A 16,620-nucleotide genomic window follows, 5' to 3' on the forward strand; every position below is an offset into this window, starting at 1 on the left:
TGAGCCCCGCGCGATCCGGCGTGCATTTGCAGCGCGAGCGCGCAGGCCCCAGAATAGCCGCACCAAGCGGCACAATCGGCATAATCGGCACAATCGGCAATCAGACCAGCATACGGGCAGCGCGTGGGCATCAATTTCGATCTCACCGACTTGCAGGCCTTCCGGGCGGTGGTTCAGCTCGGCAGCTTCCGCAAGGCGGCGGACGCCATCAACATTTCGCAGCCGGCGTTGAGCCGGCGCATCGAGAAGCTCGAGGCAGCGCTGGGCGTGCGGCTGTTCGAGCGGACGACGCGCAGCGTCACGCTGACGACGGTCGGACGCGTATTCGCGCCGAGCGCCGAGCAGGTGCTCGACGATCTCGACGCCGCGCTGCTCGGCATCCGCGACGTGTCGTCGAGCCGGCTCGGCCACGTGACGATCGCGTGCGTACCGTCGGTCGCGTATTACTTCCTGCCGAACTCGATCGCGCGTTTCCGCAGCCGCTATCCGAAGATCCGCATCAAGCTGATCGACGCAAGCGCGAACGAGGTGCTCGACACGGTGATGAGCGGCGAGGCCGACTTCGGGGTCGGCTTCATGGGTAGCCAGGAAGCGGACGTCGAATTCACGACGCTGCTCGAGGAGCGCTTCGTCGCCGCATGCCGGCGCGACCATCCGCTCGCCGCGAAAAAGCGCGTGACCTGGCGCGAGCTGTACGAATACGACTATGTGTCCGTCGACAAGACCTCCGGCAACCGGCTGCTGCTCGACCAGGCGCTCGCGGGCGTCGCGCCGCCTGCGCCGAGCGTATGCGAGACGCGGCACGTGACGACGATGCTCGGGCTCGTCGAGGCGGGCCTTGGCGTCGCGGCGGTGCCGTCGATGGCGATGCCGCTGTCGACGCATCCGATCCTGACGAGCGTGCCGCTCGTCGATCCGGTCGTCACGCGGCGCGTCGGCATCGTGCGGCGGCGCGGCCGCACGCTGACGCCGGCCGCGCAGGAATTCCTCCAGCACGTGGTCGATGACCACAAGCCGGCCGCGCGGCGCAAGCGCGCGGCAGGAGATCGCGCGTGAGCTTGCCGCGGCTGCTGCGTCCGCTCAGGCTGCTGTATGTGCAGGTGCTGATCGGAATGGCGCTCGGTGTCGCGGTCGGACATGTATTCCCGCACGCGGGCATCGCACTCAAGCCGCTCGGCGACGCGTTCGTCGCGCTCGTGCGGATGATGGTCGCGCCGATCGTGTTCTGCACGATCGTGACGGGCATCAATGCGGTCGGCGACGGCGCGCGCATCGGCCGCACGATCGTCAAGGCGCTCGCGCTGTTCTACGCGCTGACCGCGCTCGCGCTCGCCGTGGGGCTTGCGATCGCCTCGGCCGCGCGGCCGGGCGGCGGCCTGCATGTCGCGGCACGTCATCTCGATGCGTCGGCGCTCGCGTCGTTCACGGCACGCGCGCCGACGACGGGCATCGCGTCGTTCCTGCTGCAGGTCATCCCCGATACGCTCGTCGGCGCGTTCGCCACCGGCGACGTGCTGCCGGTGTTGCTGGTCGGGCTGCTGTTCGGCTTCGCGCTCGCCGCGACCGAAGGGCGCGACGGTATCGTGCATGCGGTCGTCGAGGGTGTCGCGCGCGTGCTGTTCCGGATCCTCGCGCTCGTGATGCGGCTCGCGCCGCTCGGCGCGTTCGGCGCGATCGCGTTCGCGGTCGGGCGCTTCGGCATCGATACGCTCGGCTCGCTCGGCAAGCTGATCGTTGCGATGTATCTCGCGTGTGCGCTGTTCGTGATGCTCGTGCTCGCGCCGCTCGCGCGCCTGCATGGTTTCTCGCTGTGGCGGCTGTTGCGCTATCTGCGCGAAGAGCTGGTGATCGTGCTCGCGACATCGTCGACGGAGCCGGTGCTGCCGCGTCTGCTCGTCAAGCTCGAGGCGCTCGGCTGCGACAAGGGCGTGGTCGGCATCGTGCTGCCCGCCGGGTATTCGTTCAATCTCGACGGCACAGCGATCTACCTGTCGCTCGCCGCGCTGTTCATCGCGCAGGCGTGCGACGTGCCGCTGTCCGCCGCGCAGGTTGCGACGCTGCTGGCGGTGATGCTGATCACGTCGAAGGGCGCGGCGGGCGTGTCGGGCAGCGGGCTCGCCGCACTGATCGCGACGCTGACGGTGGTGCCGGACCTGCCGGTCGCGGGCGTCGCGCTGCTGGTCGGTATCGACCGCTTCATGTCGGAGGCGCGCGCATTGACGAGCGTGATCAGCAATGCGTGCGCGGTCGTCGTCGTGTCGGTCTGGCAGCGGGGCTGCGATCGCGCGCGGATGCGCGACGTGCTCGATGCGGCGCAGCCGCCTGCGCGGCTTGCCGCATCCTGCCGGCCGCGGCGCACCGGACGCCAGTGACGCGCGCGATCGCACGTCGCAACGAAAGCCGGTGCAATACCGGGTGCAATGTCGGGTGCAATACGGGGCGCGTGCGCAGTGCCGGCGTCGTCAGCGCGTCGTCACCGAATCGAGCCCGGTCGCTCGCACGACCGGCTGCGCTTGCGGCGACGCGAGATAGTCGAGCAGCTTCTTCGCGTCATCCGCATGCGCGGCGCCGACCGGAATGCCGCCCGCGAAGCGCGTGACCGACTGCACCGATTCGGGCACCTTGCCGACGTACGTGACGCCCTGCACGGGCAGCAGTTCGCTGACCTGCTGGAAGCCGATCTCGTAGTCGCCGTTCGCGACGACCGACGCGACCGGAATCTTCGGCACCATCGACGCCTTCGGGCGAACCTGCTCGTCGATACCGAGCTTCCTGAACATTTCCTTCTCGATGTAGACGCCGCTCGCGCTGTCGGAGTATGCGACCGACTTCGCGCGCAGCAGCGCGTCCTTCAGCCCGTCGACGGTGCCGATGTCCGGCTTCGGCGCGCCCGCCCGCACGACCATGCCGATCCGCGAATCGGCGAGCTCGACGCGCGACGCGGGAATCACCTTGCCTTCCTGGATCAACTTGTCGAGCGCGTAGCCGACCATGATCACCACGTCAGCCTGCTCGCCGCGCGCGAGGCGGTTCGGAATCGCCTCCTTCGACTGGCCCATCGACGGGCCGCGGATCGTGTCGAGCGTGTCGCCGCTCGCGGCGGTGAAGCCGGGGCCGAGTTGCTGGTAGGCAGCCGTGAAGCCGCCGGAAATCATCACGCGCAGTTCGGCAGCGCGCGCGTAGAGCGCGACAGACGCGAGCGCGGCGGCGGCGAGCCAGATTGCCGCGCGGCGCGAGAGCGATCGGGTGTTCATCGTTCGGGTTCCGGAAGTCGGGAGAAAGCGCGGCGCACCGGCGCCGCGCGCGAGTGAGCCGCCGGGCCGATCACGCGGCGCGCAGCGCGTCGCGGCGGCGGCTGTACAGCAAGACCGTCGCGCCGAACGCGCACGCGGCGGCGAAACTCATCCAGAAACCGGGCGCGGCCTTGTCGCCGGTCGAGTGGATCAGCGCGGTCGAGATCGCCGGCGTGAAGCCGCCGAACACCGCGGTCGCGAGGCTGTATGCGAGCGAGAAGCCGGCGACGCGCACGTCGGCGGGCATCACCTCGGTCAGCGCGGCGACCATTGCGCCGTTGTAGATGCCATACATGAACGACAGCCACAGCAGCACCAGCAACATGTTGACGAAGCTCGGCGCATGGGCGAGCAGCGACAGCGCGGGGTACGCGGTCAGCACGTTCAGCGCGGTCATCGCGAGCAGCACCGGGCGGCGGCCGAAGCGGTCCGACAGCGTGCCGCCGATCGGCAACCAGACGAAGTTCGATACGGCGACGCACAGCGTCACGAGCAGGCTGTCCGCGGTGCTCAGGTGCAGCACGGTCTTGCCGAAGGTCGGCGCGTAGACGGTGATCAGGTAGAAGCTCGTCGTCGTCATCGCAACGAGCAGCATGCCGCCGAGCACGACGACCCAGTTGCGAGCAAGAGTCACGAACACCTCGCGCATCGCCGGGCGATGGCGGCGCTGCGCATATTCTTCGGTTTCCTGCAGATTGCGCCGCAGCATGAAGATCGCCGGCACGATCAGGCAGCCGACGAGGAACGGCACGCGCCAGCCCCATGCGGCGATCTGCGCGGCAGAGAGCCACTGGTTCAGCGCGAAGCCGAGTGCGGCCGCGACGACGATCGACACCTGCTGGCTCGCCGACTGCCAACTCGTGTAGAAGCCTTTGCGGCCGGGCGTCGCCATCTCCGCGAGATAGACGGATACGCCGCCCAGCTCCGCGCCGGCGGAGAAGCCCTGCAGCAGGCGGCCGGCGAGCACGGCGGCCGGCGCGAGCAGGCCGATCGATGCGTAACCGGGCACGAACGCGATCAGGATCGTGCCGCTCGCCATGATCGACAGCGTGACGATCAGGCCCTTTCGGCGGCCGACCTCGTCGATGTACGCGCCGAGTACGATCGCGCCGAGCGGGCGCATCAGGAAGCCCGCGCCGAATACCGCGAAGGTCATCATCAGCGACGCGAACTCGCTGCTCGACGGAAAGAACACCGACGCGATCTGCGTCGCATAGAAACCGAACAGGAAGAAGTCGAACTGCTCCAGGAAGTTGCCGGCGGTGACGCGGAATACGGCCGCGGCCCTGGACGGGGCGGGGGTGGCCACGGGATGTGACATCGGGTTGTCTCCGGATATTTCATTGGGCTGCGTCCGGGCGGGGCCGGAACGATGCGCACATGGTCACCCGGATCGGCGGCCGCGTGAAGTGCATTTTTTCGAAGGATTGATGCGTGCAGGTTATCAGTCGACGATCGCGGTGGCTGGCCATCGTCGAGCGGCCACACTTCGTCCGCTCCCGCCCGGATATATACTGGCCCACATCAATCGCGGTTCCGGAAAACCCGATGTCCAGTCAACCCGCCACGCTCCTGAAATCGATCGATGCCGCCAAGGCGACGCTCGATGCCGCGCGGCCGCTACCTCGGCAGGCGGTCTCGTCGCTGCACGAGAAACTGGCGCGGGAATGGGGCGGTCACGCGAGCGCGATCGACCGCCATGCCGCGACGCTCCGCGAGACGCGGATTGTGCTGGAACGTATCACGATAGACGGGAAGACCCTGCGCGAGCAGGTCGACGCGACGCATCATCGCGACGCAATCCGCTATGCCGAAGACATCGTGGCGAAGCACGAGGCGCTGTCCGAGCGGCAGATCCGCAACCTTCACCGACTGGTGCTGAACACGATCGGCGACGGCGAAGTGCGGCGCTACCGCCAGGAGAATGTCGAGATCGCGGGCGCGAGCACGATACCGCCCGGTTTCCTGGATTTGCCTGCCCAAATGGCGGCGCTGATCGACTGGTACCGCGAAGCCGACGCGCTGCACCCGATCGCGCGTGCGGCCGAACTGCATGCGCGGTTCCTGAAGATTCATCCGTTCGTCGATGGCAACGGCCGGACGGCGCGGCTGCTGCTCGATCTCGATCTGATGAAGGACGGCTATCCGCCAGCGGTCATTCGCGACGAGGACAGGCTCGCGTACTATGAAGCGCTGGACTGCGCATGCGCGAGCGCCGATTTCGCCGGCATCACGTGCCTGGTCGCGGAATCGGTGTTGCGCTCGCTGCGCGTGTATCTCGACGCGCTAGGGCTGCGCGATGCTACAGGGCCAGCGAGCGCGCGTTCCGGTGCCGAGGTCCCCGTTCCGGCCGGGAAGCGCGTCGCCGCTCATTTTTCCAATCATCCCGACGGAGCACCCACGTGTCCGCTGCCACGCCCGCCACGCTGAGATTTTCCACCGACAAGCGCGAACTCGATCTCGACGCGATCTACGACTTCCTGCATCGCGAAGCGTACTGGTCGATCGGCATTCCGCGCGACGTGTTCGACCGCTCGATCGACGGCTCGCTGTGCTTCGGCGCGTTCGTCGGCACGCGGCAGGTTGGCTTCGCGCGGCTCGTCACCGATCACGCGACCTTCGCGTACCTGTGCGACGTGTTCGTGCTGCCGGGGGAACGCAGCAACGGCTACGGCCGCGCGCTGATCGATCACGTGTTCGCGCAGGAGATGGTGCAGGGGCTGCGCCGCATCATGCTCGTCACGTCCGACGCGCACGACCTGTACCGGCCGGTCGGTTTCGCGCCGCCGTCGCATCCGGAACGGCTGATGGAAGTGCGGCGGCCCGACATCTACGCATCGCGCTGAGCGGCGGCGCGCGTCCCGCGCATACGCGCATACAATACGCGCTCTTTGCCACGCTGAAGGAAGCGCACCATGACCGAACAGGAAGCCGAACAACTCGCGACCCACCGCCACTACAAGGGCGGCCTCTACCGCGTGATCGGCGTCGCACGCCATTCCGAAACGGAAGAATCGCTCGTCGTGTACGAGCATCTGTGGCCGCATGCGCGCGGGCTGTGGGTGCGGCCGGAGGCGATGTTCAACGAAACCCTCGAAGACGGCACGCCGCGCTTTCGCAAGCTGCGCGACTGAGCGGCGGCCAGCCCCAACCGGGTTTTTTCGTTGCGGGAACGTGCGTCATGAGCATGAACCGGCGCTAGCCGCCCGCGCCACCCGGCTTGCCGCCGCCGGACGTGCTCGGCCGCATCGCCAGCGCGAAGAAGCGGCGGATCTCATCCATCAATTCCACGCGCGCCGACGCAAAGTCGAACGTGCGCCGGTTATCCCGCGCATAGCGCTGGCGCCAGTCCTCCGCCGCGTGCCGCGCTTCACGGGCGCGCAGCGTATCCAGCTCCGGCGTGCGCAGCGCATGATCGGCGATCAGCGTCACGCCTTCGCGGCTGACTTCCAGCACGCCGCCCGCGACCAGGATGCGGCGATGCTCGCCGCTCGCCGCATCGACGAGCGTCACGACGCCGGGCCGGATACGCGTGAGCAGCGGCGCATGCCGCGGATAGATCCCGAGTTCGCCGCTTTCGCCGGGCACGCTGACAAAGTGCGCGTCGCCGGAATACAGCACCTGCTCGATGCTGAGAATCGCGAGTTTCATCGACGTGTCCATCTGCGCCTCCTTCAGACGGCCGCCGCGCCCGCGACGATCTCGCACAGCTCGGTGGTGATCTGCGCTTGCCGGGTTTTCTGATACAGATGCCGCAGGCCGTGCAGCACGCGATCGGCGTTCTCCGTCGCAGTCTGCATGCTGAACATCCTCGCGCATTGCTCGCACGCATGGTTCTCGACGACGGCCTGATAGAGCATCGCCTCGACGTAGCGCAGCAGCAGCGTGTCCACCACCGGTTTCGGCCCGGGCTCGTACAGGTAGTCGGTCGATGTGCCGCCGTCGGCCGCCGCGTTGCCGTCGAGCCCCGCGACGGGCAGCACCGTATCGATCCGGGGATCGTAGGTGAGCGGGCTCGTCAGGCGGTTGTACGCGACATGCACTTCGTCGAGTTCGCCGTTGACGAAAGCGGTCAGCGGGACGAGCAGCGCACCGAGCAGCGCGTCGAACTGCGGCTCGCCGGCGAGGCTGCCCGAGCGCGCCGTGATGTTCGCGCCGTGGCGCGACAATGGCGCGACGCCGCGCGCGCCGATCACGCTCAGCTCGCATGCGATGCCGGCCTGATCCCAGCGTTCGAGCGCATCGATGCACTGGACGAGCAGCCGCGCATTGAGCGGGCCGCACAGCCCGCGATCGGTGCTGACGACGATCAGGCCGACACGACGCACCGGCTCGCGCCGCGCCATCAACGCCGACACATGATCGGGCCGGTCGCGCAGCACGCGTTCGACCATCGACTTGATGCTGGCCGCATACGGCCGGAAATCGCGCGCACGCCGCTGCGCGCTCGCCATCTTGGTGCGCGCCATCATTTCCATCGCCCGCGTGATCTTGCGCGTGGACGACGTGCTGGCGATTTTCGAGCGGATTTCACGAATGTGCATGACTTCCAGGCCGAGAAGGCGCCGGAGGTTGCCGGCGCGCGTTTGCGGGGCGACGCGCGCGCCGCCTGGTAACAGTGCTGCGACGGCTGACCGTCATGCCGTCATCGCGTAATCCATGCTATCGGGACTTCACCTGAAAAGATTGACCGGAATCAAACAATCGTCTGACGTATCGCACCAGAATCCGTTGCGTGCGGAACGTCAGGCGATGGCCGGTGCTCGTCGCCACGGCGACGTGCAGCACGATGCAGCACGCAACGGAAGCATATGACGGAAGCACACGACGATCGTCACGCGGGCGCTGGATGTCATGCGAGTGTCACATCCTGTCGCGCATCCTGATGGCCCGTGCACGTGACACTGCGGAGGTCTGCCCGATGTCCGAATCCCGTCAGCAGTAGCAACACGACGCATTGATTGCGCGGCACACGCGCCGCGTGCCGGACGGCGCGGCCCTTGCCACCCTCACCCTGCATCCCGCTACCTGAGAGACCCATGAAATCCCGCGAATCCAAACCTGCCGCGAAGCCGGCTCCCGCATTGCCGATCTTTTGGCCGATGGCAGCCGTCGCGACGATGTTCGAGATCGGCTCGGAAATGACCGCGCGCAATCTCCGCTTCCTCGCGGAAGAGGAGAAGCTGCACTTCGGGCTGCACCCCGCGCTCGCTTCCGCGAACCGGCCGCTGCTCGAACTGCGCACGATGACGTTCCGCGACTATTCGATCGCGCCGGTGCAAGGAAATGGAGAAGGGCACAGCCAGAAACAAGGACTGCCAACGATTGTCGATGCGCCATACGCGGGCCACAGCGCGATGATCGCCGACTACCTGCCGGGCCAGAGCCTGATCGAGACGCTGCGCGAGCACGGCGTGACGCGCGTCTTCCTGACCGACTGGCGATCCGCGACCGCCGACATGAAGGATCTCGAGATCGACCAGTATCTGGCCGAGCTGAACGTGTGCGTCGACGAGCTTGGCGGCAGGGTCAACCTCGTCGGGCTATGCCAGGGCGGCTGGATGTCGGCGATGTACGCGGCATGCTTCCCGCACAAGGTCGCGAGCCTCGTGCTCGCGGGGTCGCCGATCGACACGGACGCGGGCGATGGCCCGATCAGGGAGATGGTGCACACGTATCCGACGTCGTTCTACGAGGAACTCGTGGAAATGGGCGGCGGGCTGATGTGCGGCCGCTTCATGTTGCGGGGCTGGAAGAACATGCATCCGGACCAGCACTATCTCGCCGAGCACGTCGACCTGTACGAGCACCTCGACGATCCCGACTACCTGCACAAGCGCGAAGTGTTCGCCAGCTGGTACGAAAGCCCGCTCGACCTGCCGGGCCGCTGGTATCTGCAGGCGATCGTGCAGCTCTTCAAGGAGAACCGGCTGGCGAAGGGTACGTTCGTCGCACTCGGCCGCACGCTCGACCTGAAAGACATCACGTGCCCCGTCTACCTGCTCGCCGGCGAGGCGGACGACATCACGACGCCGGAGCAGGTGTTCAATGCGCGCGACCTCGTCGGCACGCCCGCTTCGCAGGTGACGAGCCGGCTCGTTCCCGGCGGCCACATTGGCCTGTTCATGGGGTCGCGCACGCTGAAGGACGCGTGGCCGGGAATCGCCGCGTGGATCGCGGCGCAGGCGTAGACGGCGGACGTCGGCGCTGCGTGGCCGCGCCGAATGCGGGCTCACGCGCCGGCCAGCGCAGCCTCGAGCGCCGGCGGCGCGTTCCCGGCCGTCACGTCCGGCGTGCCGTGCCACGCCGCGAGTTTCTTCACCGCCTTCGCGACGTCGTTCGCGAGCCCCGACCCGATCCGCACGCCCGGTTCGACGTGGACGGCCTTCAGTTCGAACGTGCCGAGCGTGCGATGCGCTTTCGCGTCGATCCGGCCGATCAGCCGCCCGCGATGCAGCACCGGCAGGCAGAAATAGCCGTAGCGCCGCTTGTGCGCGGGCGTATAGCACTCGATCGTGTAGTCGAAGTCGAACAGCGCGGACGCGCGCCGCCGGTCCCACACGACCGGGTCGAACGGCGACAGCAAGGTCGTGACCGTCGAGCGCAGCGTGTCGGCCTGCGCGTCGGGCAGCAGCGCGTCGAGCGAGCGGTGCACGTAGGCCGGTTCCTTCCAGCCGTCGACGGCGACCGGGATCAGCTCGCCCGCGTCCGCGAGCGCGTCCAGCTCCGCGCGGTACGAGCGGCGCGGCAGCCGGTAGTAATCGGCGACCCAGTCGGCGCGCACGATCCCGAGCGCACGGCACGTGTAGTCGAGCAGCGCCGGCAGCACGGCTTCGCGCGGCGGCAGGTCGCGCGCGTCGTCCCAGCCGGGCAGCACGCGTTCGCGCACGTCGTACACGCGCTGGAAATTGCGGCGCTCCGATACCATCAGGTCGCCGGTCGTGAACAGCACCTCCAGATGGCGCTTCTCCGGCTTCCGGTCCCACCAGCCGTTGCCTTTCGCGCCATCCTCGCGGGCGAAATCCGCTGAGCGCACCGGGCCTTCGGTGCGGATGCGCGCGAGCAACTGCGCGATGTCGTCGCGGTTTTCCGCGTGCCACTCAGCCGCGTATTTCCAGCCCATCCCCGACGGATCGAGCATCTTGTAGCGCATCAGCCCGAATTGCTCGACGGGCAGGAAGCACGCTTCGTGCGACCAGTATTCGAACAGGCGCGCTTCGGCGAGATGTTCGTCGAGCCACTGCGGCGCGAACGTGCCGAGGCGGCTGAACAGCACGAGATACGGGCTGCGCGCGACGACGTGAATCGTATCGATCTGCAACTGCGCCATGCGGCGGATCGTGTCGAGCACGTCGGCCTTGGTGGCCTTGCGGCGGGGCGGGGTCAGCAGGCCCTGCGCGGCGAGATGCAGCGCGCGGGCGGCGGCGGGCGAGAGCGTGAGCATCGGAGCGGTCGGAGCGGGTGTCGGTCGGGCACCACTTTAGCGCGATTACGGCGCGCGCGCTCGACGTGCGCCCGACGCGGGATTGCGCCGCATCTGACAATCGTTGACAGACGCGTCGTTCAAGATTCCCTATAGTGCACTCCATAGCGCGCGGCAACGTGCGCGCCGATTCCGCTTCCGACGCACGATATGTCCATGGCACGCAGGAAGCGAATCCGGGATTCTCAACCCCCAACGAGAGACCCGGAGCCCTGAGCGGACATCCACGCGGCTGAGCACAGGCCCCGTGTGGATGTCCGCTGATTTTTTTCCGTTTCAGTTTCCTTTACCGCATCCGCTTGTTTCGCCCGAACGTGTCCGTCAGCGCCGGCCGCGCGCGACTTCGTCACCGGCATTCGGCGGTAGCCGGCGCGTGATCGGAATCGACGCGAACGAGCACAGCCCGACCACGACGAACGCGGGCCAGAAGTCCGACCACACCATCGTCTGATGTCCCTGCGCCCAGTGCGACACGTGCAGCACGAGCCCCGCGACGGTCACGCCGAGCCCGAGCGACATCTGCTGGACGACGCTGCCGAGGCTCGTCGCGCGGCCGGCGTCGCGCGGCGAGATGTCCGCGTAGATCATGGAGTTCAGGCTCGTGAACTGCAGCGCGGGAAAGATCCCGCCGACCAGCACGATCAGCCAGATCGCCCACGTCGCCATGCCCGGATGGAACACGCCGTATGCGGCGATCGCGAGGCCCGCGAATGCCGCGTTGTAGATCAGCACCGTGCGAAAGCCGAAGCGGCGCAGCGTATGGGTGGCTGTCGAGCGGCTCACCGCGCCGCCGAGCGCGGACGCGCAGGTGATCAGCCCCGAATGGAACGCGGTCATCCCGAGGCCTTCCTGCAGCGCGAGCGGCAGCAGGAACGGCACCGCGCCGAGGCCGATGCGGAACAGCGAGCCGCCGACGACGCTCGCGTGATAGGTCGGAATGCGCAGGAAGCTGAGGTCGAGCACCGGCCGTTCCTTGCGGCGCGCGTACGGCACGTAGAGCGCGAGCAGCGCGCCGCCCGCGACGCACATCGTCAGCGCGTTGCTGCGCGTGGTCAGCGCGCCGTCGATCAGCGTGAGGCCCATCAGCAATAGCGCGGCGCCGCTCGCGGACAGCAGGAAGCCGAACCCGTCGAGCGGGCCCGGATCGGGCTCGTGCGTGTTCGCGATGTGCTTGCTCGCGAGATAGATGCCGTACAGGCCGATCGGCACGTTGATGAAGAAGATCATCCGCCAGTGCAGGTACGTCGTGATGAAGCCGCCGACGAGCGGCCCGAAGGTCGGGCCGAACAGCGCGGGAATCGCGAGGTAGTTCATTGCGCGCACGAGATCCGCGCGCGGCACTGCACGGAAGATGATGATGCGGCCGACCGGCACCATCATCGCGCCGCCGACGCCTTGCACGAAGCGCGCGAACGTCAGCAGGCCGAGCGAATTGGACGCGGCGCACAGCAGCGAGCCGGCGACGAAGATGCCGATCGCGGTGCGGAATACGGAGCGGGCGCTGAAGCGGTCGGCGAGCCAGCCGCAGATCGGGATGAATACGCCGAGCCCGACGACGTACGCGGTGATCGCGATGTTCAGCGTGACGGGGCTGTGCCCGAAGTCGCGCGCCATCGCGGGCAGGGCAGTGACGATGATGTTTGCGTCGACGCTTTCCATGAACAACGCACAGGCAACGATGAGCGGTGCAAGAAAGACGGGCGACATGGGCGGGGCGCGCGTAAAGCGGCCATTATGCACCGTTTGCTGCCGGTGCGTCACGCACGGCAACGGTTGTTCTGCATGTTGCAACAGTCGTTCTTTCTGGCGGCGACGCAGAAAGAACGACTGGCCGCGATGGCGTGCGGCTTTCTGCGCGAATCGCGCGACGCGAAACTTGCTTGATACGCACGTTTCGTGCGACAGTCGACCTCACTTGCGGAACATGACAACGCGCATCGGTCGGTGGCCATCGACACGTGCGCACCGCGCCTGCTGCGCGACCGGAGACCTCGTGCCGATCCACCACCATCGAAAGGAGGGGACACGTCATGACGTCACGTCGTGCCGCATCGACAGCATCGCCACTCGCGCCACTCGCGCCACTTGTGCCACTTGTGCCACTTGTGACATTCGCGCCGCCCGTGCAGCGCATCCGCCGGGCCGCCGCGCTCGCCGTCACGTGTGTTGTCGTCACGGGCTGCGCGGCGCCGACGGACAACGCGAGCCAGGTCGGGAACCAGGCGGCCACCGCAGCCGTCATGTCCGCGGCGAATCCGGTTGCGGCTGCGACTCCGACCGCACCCCCCGCCGCGAACGCGGTGCCGCCGCCGCCGAGCCAGCTCTACGGGGACCTGTTCGTCGCGGTGCAGGCCGCGCAAATCTACCCGGACCAGAAGACCTTCGTCGACACGACGCCGGACACCGATCCGGCCACGATCATCCAGTTGTATCAGCAACGAAAATCGCAGCCGGGCTTCGTGCTGAAGACGTTCGTCGACCAGCACTTCACGCCGCCCGTCGACCACGGCGTGACGCCGCCGCCGAAGCAGGCGCTGCGCGAGCATATCGACTGGCTGTGGCCGAAGCTCACGCGCACGAGCGCGACGGTGCCGCCGTACAGTTCGCTGATCCCGTTGCCGAAGCCTTACGTGGTGCCGGGCGGGCGGTTCCGCGAAGGCTACTACTGGGACACGTATTTCACGATGCTGGGCCTGCAGGCGTCGGGGCGCGAGGATCTCGTCGACGACATGCTCGACAACTTCGCATACCTGATCGACACGGTCGGCCACGTGCCGAACGGCAGCCGCACGTATTACGCGAGCCGCTCGCAGCCGCCGTTTTTCGCGTACATGGTCACGCTCGCCGTGCAGGCGGAGGGCGACAAGGTCTACCAGAAATACCTGCCTGCGCTGCGCAGCGAATACGCGTACTGGATGCAGGGCGAAAGCACGACGCCGCGCGGCGGCGCGACGCGCCATGTGGTCGCGATGCCCGACGGTGCGATCCTGAACCGCTACTGGGATGCAAGCGACACGCCGCGCGACGAGTCGTATCTCGAGGACGTGCAGACCGCGCGGGCAGCGTCCGGCCGTCCCGCGAACGACGTGTGGCGCGATCTGCGCGCGGGCGCCGAAAGCGGCTGGGACTACAGCTCGCGCTGGCTCGGCGACGGCAGGACGCTTGCGACGATCCGCACGACGTCGATCGTGCCGGTCGACCTGAACAGCCTGATGTTCCACCTCGAGACGACGATTCGCCGGGGCTGCGCGATCGTGCGCGACACCACATGCGTGGCCGACTTCACCGCGCGCGCGCAACGGCGCGCGGCGGCGATCAACCGCTATTTGTGGAACCGCCGCGGCTACTACGGCGATTACGACTGGCGGCGTGGCCAGCCGCGCGACGCGGTCACGGCGGCCGCGCTGTTCCCGCTGTTTGCGGGCGTCGCGTGGCCGGAGCGTGCGAAGGCGACCGCCCGCGAAGTGCGCCGCACGCTGCTGCAGCCGGGCGGACTCGCGACGACGACCGCGACGACGGGGCAGCAATGGGATGCGCCGAACGGCTGGGCGCCGCTGCAATGGATCGCGATCGACGGGCTGCGCCGCTACGGCGAGCCCGCGCTCGCGAAGGAGATCGGTACGCGCTTTCTGGCGAGCGTGAAGCACGTGTATGCGACCGAGGGCAAGCTCGTCGAGAAATACGTGGTCGAAGGCGCCGGCGCGGGTGGTGGGGGCGGCGGCGAGTATCCGCTGCAGGACGGTTTCGGCTGGACCAACGGTGTCACGCTGAAGCTGCTCGGGTTATACGGCGAGTGACGGACGGGGATGCCGCCGCAAGCGCGGCGCGGCTTCATGCTCGCCGCACCACGCGACCACGCGACCACGCGCGCCGCGGCAAGCTCACGAACGGCAATCCGGCAAATCAGAACGTGATCGCCGTCCGCACGCCGACCACCGTTTCGTCGCCGATACGCGCACCCGGCGCATTCGGGTTCGGGATACCGCCCGACGGACGGAAGAAGTGCTGCAGGTCGGCCTGCAACTGCCACCACGGCGTGACCTGGTACTGATAGGTCGCCTCGATCACCGTCTCCGAGCTGCGCACCGGGTAGCCGGGCGTCGTGTACGTGCCGACGTCGCCGTCGAGCGCGCGCGCATGCGAGCCGATCTTCGCGTAACCGACCGCGAGGCCCGCGACGTCGTTGTCGCGGCCCGCGAACGGCGCCTTGAGCGTGACGCCTGCATTGATCGCGAGGTCGACCACGTTGCGATCGCCCGGCGCGCCCATCACGCGCGCGAACACGCCGACCGAGCGCGGGCTGTCCGCCGCCGGGCGCCACACCATCTGGTCCGCGACCGCATAGAAGCCGTAGTTGCCGCGATGGTTCACCGGCGTCCCGTTGCTCGCCGGATTCGCGAGCGACAGGCCGTCCGTGCCGTCGCGCAGGTCGTCGAAATGCTGCGACTGGTACCAGACGCCGAGCTTGTACGTACCCGGCAGGCCGGCCGGCTGCGGCGCCTTCGGGTCGGCCGGCGGCGCATTCAGCGCGTACTGGACTTCGCCGATCACGAGCGCGCCGCTGCGCAGGTTGAAGTTCGTGCCGTGCGCGTTCAGCTGCTGCGGGTCGCCGTTCATGCGGCCCGCCGGGTTGCCGTCGAACACGCCGGCGAGCACCGTCCACGCGTCGGACGGCTTCACGCGCAGTCGCACGCCGAGCGACGACAGCGGATACGCGGGGCCGCCCGCGGGCAGGTCGGTCGACGGCAGCACGGGCCAGCCGAACGTCGCGTTCATGAACGACGCCGCGTACTGGCTCACCATGAATTCCTGGTCGAGGCTCTGCTGGCCGACCTTCACGTCGACCTTGCCGTCGAGCAGCGCCTGCTGATACCACAGCTCCCACAGGCGCGTGGTCGAGTTCGCCTCGATGCCGGTCGCGGTCTGCAGCGTCTGCAGATTGCGCTGCGTGAGGTTGGTGCCGTGAATCTGCAGCGCGGACACGTTGAAGGTGCCGCCCGGCAGCCCGATCGCCTTGCCCGTATCGACGTTGAAGCCGAATTGCGTGAGGCCCTGGTACGCGCCGCTACGCTTCGTGCCGCCCGACGTGTTGTACAGGTACTCGCTGGTTTCCTGCAGGTTCAGCGTGACGCCGTGATCGCCGAGCAGGTCGCGCAGGCCGCCCATGTTGCCGAGCAGGTTCGAGCGCTCCCAGAAACCGGTGGGCGCCGGCGCGGCAGCATCGGAGGCCGGCGCTTGCGCGGCGGCGGCATCGCTTGCACCGCCAGCCGGTTCGGCGGCGGGTGAGGCGGCGGGTGACGCGGATTGCGCGAACGCGGGCGCGGCCGCGAGCGACAGCAGCAGCGTCGCGCACGCGTGGAGGCGGGCCTTGCGCAATGTGGGTTCGAGGTTGTTCTTCATGCGTGTTCCGTTGACGGATTGATTAGTGTGACTAATGAAGCGGGAAAGCGGTGATGCAAACGGGTGTGCGCGGACGGCGCCCGACAGGCGGTCCGTCCGCGCGGCGCGGCGCTTACGGCAGCCAGGCGCCGACGCGCCACACGTGCGCAAAACCGACGCGCGACGCGGCCGCGCACAGCAGCGCGACGAGCCCGACGGCGGCAGCCATCGCGCCGAGCACCGCGCAGTCGAGCGCGCGGGGCGGGATCAGCGCATGCGCGAGCGCCGTGCCGCGCCAGTTGCTGACGGTGTGCGCGAGCGGCGACAGCGCCGACACGAGCGAGCGGCTGCAAGCGACGTGCACGTACCGCTTGAGTCTGACCGCGAACGATTGAAGAAACATGACGTAGCCTCCGTCCGCCCCGGCGGCGAAGCCGGACGACGTGATGGACCCCAGGTGCGCGC

Annotated in this window: 15 protein-coding genes; 7 read left to right on the forward strand and 8 right to left on the reverse strand. The window is 68.1% G+C overall.

The annotated features are described in order from the left end of the window. Positions 1–123 precede the first annotated feature (123 nt). Both DID96_RS10250 and dctA read left to right on the forward strand, forming a co-directional pair. Positions 124–1,056 carry a LysR family transcriptional regulator gene (locus tag DID96_RS10250; protein WP_124599239.1) on the forward strand — a complete coding sequence of 311 codons (933 nt, stop codon included), beginning with the start codon at positions 124–126 and terminating at the stop codon, positions 1,054–1,056. Then, positions 1,053–2,372, forward strand: a complete 1,320-nt coding sequence (gene dctA, locus DID96_RS10255; RefSeq protein ID WP_124599240.1) for a C4-dicarboxylate transporter DctA — start codon at positions 1,053–1,055, stop codon at positions 2,370–2,372. Before DID96_RS10250 ends, dctA begins: the two co-directional genes overlap by 4 nt. Positions 2,373–2,462: 90 nt before the next feature. Here the strand turns inward: dctA and DID96_RS10260 are convergent, their stop codons facing one another. Both DID96_RS10260 and DID96_RS10265 read right to left on the reverse strand, forming a co-directional pair. Next, positions 2,463–3,254, reverse strand: a complete 792-nt coding sequence (locus tag DID96_RS10260; RefSeq protein WP_124599241.1) for a substrate-binding domain-containing protein — start codon at positions 3,252–3,254, stop codon at positions 2,463–2,465. Positions 3,255–3,324: 70 nt separating this feature from the next. Then, on the reverse strand, positions 3,325–4,614 hold the full coding sequence (locus DID96_RS10265; RefSeq protein WP_124599242.1) for an MFS transporter: 1,290 nt from the start codon (positions 4,612–4,614) through the stop codon (positions 3,325–3,327). Between the two features lie 113 nt (positions 4,615–4,727). Between DID96_RS10265 and DID96_RS10270 the strand changes: the two genes are divergently transcribed. The 3 genes from DID96_RS10270 (at position 4,728) to DID96_RS10280 (ending at position 6,427) form a co-directional block, all read left to right on the forward strand. Beyond that, positions 4,728–5,723, forward strand: coding sequence for a Fic family protein (locus DID96_RS10270; RefSeq protein ID WP_260463839.1), 996 nt, complete (start codon positions 4,728–4,730; stop codon positions 5,721–5,723). Then, complete coding sequence (locus tag DID96_RS10275) at positions 5,696–6,139, forward strand: GNAT family N-acetyltransferase (protein ID WP_124599243.1); 444 nt, start codon at positions 5,696–5,698, stop codon at positions 6,137–6,139. Before DID96_RS10270 ends, DID96_RS10275 begins: the two co-directional genes overlap by 28 nt. A 69-nt stretch (positions 6,140–6,208) precedes the next feature. Continuing rightward, complete coding sequence (locus tag DID96_RS10280; RefSeq protein ID WP_124599244.1) at positions 6,209–6,427, forward strand: DUF1653 domain-containing protein; 219 nt, start codon at positions 6,209–6,211, stop codon at positions 6,425–6,427. A 64-nt stretch (positions 6,428–6,491) separates the two neighbouring features. Here the strand turns inward: DID96_RS10280 and atpC are convergent, their stop codons facing one another. Beyond that, positions 6,492–6,956, reverse strand: coding sequence for an ATP synthase F1 subunit epsilon (gene atpC / locus DID96_RS10285; protein ID WP_124599245.1), 465 nt, complete (start codon positions 6,954–6,956; stop codon positions 6,492–6,494). 11 nt (positions 6,957–6,967) lie between these two features. After that, complete coding sequence (gene atpG, locus DID96_RS10290) at positions 6,968–7,837, reverse strand: ATP synthase F1 subunit gamma (protein WP_124599246.1); 870 nt, start codon at positions 7,835–7,837, stop codon at positions 6,968–6,970. Positions 7,838–8,395: 558 nt separating this feature from the next. Here atpG and DID96_RS10295 point away from each other — a divergent pair. Then, positions 8,396–9,484, forward strand: a complete 1,089-nt coding sequence (locus DID96_RS10295) for an alpha/beta fold hydrolase (RefSeq protein ID WP_409333770.1) — start codon at positions 8,396–8,398, stop codon at positions 9,482–9,484. Between the two features lie 41 nt (positions 9,485–9,525). On the opposite strand, the gene DID96_RS10300 is transcribed toward DID96_RS10295, so the two are convergent. Further along, entirely contained in the window at positions 9,526–10,737 is a 1,212-nt protein-coding gene (locus DID96_RS10300) for a winged helix-turn-helix domain-containing protein (protein ID WP_124599248.1), read from the reverse strand. A 360-nt stretch (positions 10,738–11,097) separates the two neighbouring features. After that, complete coding sequence (locus DID96_RS10305) at positions 11,098–12,483, reverse strand: MFS transporter (RefSeq protein WP_124599249.1); 1,386 nt, start codon at positions 12,481–12,483, stop codon at positions 11,098–11,100. Positions 12,484–12,806: 323 nt separating this feature from the next. Between DID96_RS10305 and treA the strand changes: the two genes are divergently transcribed. After that, a complete protein-coding gene (gene treA, locus DID96_RS10310; RefSeq protein WP_124599250.1) occupies positions 12,807–14,573 on the forward strand; it encodes an alpha,alpha-trehalase TreA in 1,767 nt (588 codons plus the stop codon). Positions 14,574–14,679: 106 nt separating this feature from the next. Here the strand turns inward: treA and DID96_RS10315 are convergent, their stop codons facing one another. Both DID96_RS10315 and DID96_RS10320 read right to left on the reverse strand, forming a co-directional pair. After that, a complete protein-coding gene (locus DID96_RS10315; protein ID WP_124599251.1) occupies positions 14,680–16,176 on the reverse strand; it encodes a carbohydrate porin in 1,497 nt (498 codons plus the stop codon). 112 nt (positions 16,177–16,288) lie between these two features. Continuing rightward, positions 16,289–16,558, reverse strand: coding sequence for a hypothetical protein (locus tag DID96_RS10320; RefSeq protein WP_124599252.1), 270 nt, complete (start codon positions 16,556–16,558; stop codon positions 16,289–16,291). Positions 16,559–16,620: the final 62 nt, after the last annotated feature.

The organism is Burkholderia sp. Bp8963, assembly GCF_003854275.1.
GTDB lineage: Bacteria > Pseudomonadota > Gammaproteobacteria > Burkholderiales > Burkholderiaceae > Burkholderia.

Bases quoted from the DNA above. Each gene is read 5' to 3' on its own strand.
- DID96_RS10260 (WP_124599241.1), bottom strand. From the start codon at position 3,254: ATGAACACCCGATCGCTCTCGCGCCGCGCGGCAATCTGGCTCGCCGCC.
- DID96_RS10265 (WP_124599242.1), bottom strand. From the start codon at position 4,614: ATGTCACATCCCGTGGCCACCCCCGCCCCGTCCAGGGCCGCGGCCGTA.
- DID96_RS10280 (WP_124599244.1), top strand. From the start codon at position 6,209: ATGACCGAACAGGAAGCCGAACAACTCGCGACCCACCGCCACTACAAG.
- atpC (WP_124599245.1), bottom strand. From the start codon at position 6,956: ATGGACACGTCGATGAAACTCGCGATTCTCAGCATCGAGCAGGTGCTG.
- atpG (WP_124599246.1), bottom strand. From the start codon at position 7,837: ATGCACATTCGTGAAATCCGCTCGAAAATCGCCAGCACGTCGTCCACG.
- DID96_RS10295 (WP_409333770.1), top strand. From the start codon at position 8,396: ATGGCAGCCGTCGCGACGATGTTCGAGATCGGCTCGGAAATGACCGCG.
- DID96_RS10300 (WP_124599248.1), bottom strand. From the start codon at position 10,737: ATGCTCACGCTCTCGCCCGCCGCCGCCCGCGCGCTGCATCTCGCCGCG.
- DID96_RS10305 (WP_124599249.1), bottom strand. From the start codon at position 12,483: ATGTCGCCCGTCTTTCTTGCACCGCTCATCGTTGCCTGTGCGTTGTTC.
- treA (WP_124599250.1), top strand. From the start codon at position 12,807: ATGACGTCACGTCGTGCCGCATCGACAGCATCGCCACTCGCGCCACTC.
- DID96_RS10315 (WP_124599251.1), bottom strand. From the start codon at position 16,176: ATGAAGAACAACCTCGAACCCACATTGCGCAAGGCCCGCCTCCACGCG.
- DID96_RS10320 (WP_124599252.1), bottom strand. From the start codon at position 16,558: ATGTTTCTTCAATCGTTCGCGGTCAGACTCAAGCGGTACGTGCACGTC.